Genomic DNA, 1,911 nt, shown 5'->3' with positions numbered 1-1,911 from the left:
GTGTATGGTATCTTATGTTTTATGAATATCAACGTGGAAGTCGTAAAAAACAATAACGAAAATATGACAAACCTCATACGGAGGTTCACAAAGCGCGTGCAAGGATCAGGGGTGCTCAAACGCGTACGCTCAATTCGTTACTCGGAAAGATCTCTTTCAAAATTCACAAAAAAGAAAAAGGCGCTCAAAAGGATCGCCAGAACTACCGAGGTCAATCGACTGAAAAAACTCGGCAGAATGTAATGTCGAACAACGCAATGGTCCAAAACTTTGCAATAGAGAACACCACTAAAGGCAAGCTTCCGAGCTTGCCTTTTCTGCGCATAAAAGAACGCGTTCTGGGAAAACACTACGAATTAAGCGTCGTTTTTATCGGCGACAAAAGATCGCGCGACCTCAATAAACGCTATCGCGGGAAAGACCGACCGACCAATATATTGAGTTTCCCTCTTTCGGCAAGCGAAGGCGAGATATTTATCAACCTACGCCAAGCTAAAAAAGATGCGCCTCGCTTTAAAAAACGTTATAATACATTCGTCGGATTCTTGTTTATCCATGGTCTTTTGCATCTGAGAGGCCTGGAACACGGCGTCTCCATGGAACGGGAGGAAGAGAAGTTCATGCGCGCCTTCAGGATTTGATCCGACCCCCTATACGTATTTTATCTAAAAAACTCAACGATTTTTATCTTTTCTCATGGCACGAAGAAACATATCAACAGGCATAGATATCGGAAGCGGAAATATTCGTGTTGTGGTCGCGGAATACACGGAAGAAAGCACGATGCCTACTATCATCGGGAGCGGCATAGCGGAATCAAAGGGCTTGCGCCATGGGTATATCGTAAACATGGAAGAAGCGACCGAGAGTATTCGGGAAGCGGTGGCGCAAGCCGAGAAATCCGCCGGAATGAAAATTAAAAAGGCGTTTATCGCTATCGGCGGATTGAGCCTTGAATCATCAGTCGGCACCGGTTCTATTTTTGTATCACGCGCCGACAACGAAGTTGCTGAAATAGACGTAAAAAAGGCGCTCGAAGCCTCGGAGGCGAGCATCGCTCAATCGGCAAACAAACAGATCATTCATACCATACCGATCAGTTTTAAGCTGGACGGAGAAGAAGTGATGGGTAAGCCTGCCGGCCTGAAAGGTTCGCGGCTTGAGGTGAAAACATTGTTCATCACCTGCCTGCACCAGCATTTGGATGATTTTATACATGCCGTGGAAGACATTGGGGTGCGGGTAGAAGATATCATGGCCTCCCCTATCGCGGCGGGTTTTGTCACACTCACTAAGCGGCAAAAAACGGCGGGTTGCGTGCTTGCCAATATCGGCGCTGAAACGCTTTCTTTGGCAGTTTTTGAGAATAATATCCCCATCTCTCTTAAAGTATTCCCTATCGGCGGATCAGAGATTACTAACGACATCGCGCTCGGCTTAAAGATTCCGCTAGAAGAAGCTGAGGAAACCAAACGCGGTTCCGGCATGAAGATATATTCAAAAAAGAAACTGGATGACATCATTGAGGCGCGCCTTTCTGATATTTTTGAAATTATTGATTCGCACCTAAAAAAGATCGGCAAGAATGGTCTCTTGCCCGCGGGCATCATCATCACGGGAGGAACTTCGGCGATTCCTTTGATCGAAGACCTCGCGAAGGTATCCTTGCGACTCCCCTCTCAAATCGCCCAACCTGATTTTGCGAAAAGCACCAATCATCAGATCGTTGACTCAAATTGGTCGGTGGCTTATGGTCTCTGCATCATGGGAATAGACAACGAAGGAGAGGAGGGCGCAGGGATCAAACTAGTACGACGCACAAAGGGAAATCTAGTGTCATGGGTAAAACAATTCCTCCCGTAACAATTCTTACACACATAGACAGATCCATAATCCTCTTTTAAACTGCGA

The 1,911-nt window shown here is 46.3% G+C and carries 3 protein-coding genes; all 3 read left to right on the top strand.

The genetic code is table 11. The features are described 5' to 3' along the window. Positions 1 to 243 (top strand): hypothetical protein (locus AAB523_03550; protein ID MEK7556329.1); only part of this gene is annotated, 243 nt, incomplete at its 5' end. Further along, entirely contained in the window at positions 243 to 641 is a 399-nt protein-coding gene (gene ybeY, locus AAB523_03545; GenBank protein MEK7556328.1) for an rRNA maturation RNase YbeY, read from the top strand. The genes AAB523_03550 and ybeY, both read left to right, overlap by 1 nt. A 55-nt stretch (positions 642 to 696) precedes the next feature. Beyond that, on the top strand, positions 697 to 1,863 hold the full coding sequence (ftsA, locus tag AAB523_03540; GenBank protein ID MEK7556327.1) for a cell division protein FtsA: 1,167 nt from the start codon (positions 697 to 699) through the stop codon (positions 1,861 to 1,863). Positions 1,864 to 1,911: the final 48 nt, after the last annotated feature.

The sequence above is a fragment of the Patescibacteria group bacterium genome, assembly GCA_038063375.1.
GTDB lineage: Bacteria > Patescibacteriota > Minisyncoccia > Phycocordibacterales > JANLHH01 > JANLHH01.
Note: the sequence above shows the minus strand (reverse complement) of the source record. Positions and strands in the feature narration are given on the sequence as shown.

Bases quoted from the DNA above. Each gene is read 5' to 3' on its own strand.
- ybeY (MEK7556328.1), top strand. From the start codon at position 243: ATGTCGAACAACGCAATGGTCCAAAACTTTGCAATAGAGAACACCACT.
- ftsA (MEK7556327.1), top strand. From the start codon at position 697: ATGGCACGAAGAAACATATCAACAGGCATAGATATCGGAAGCGGAAAT.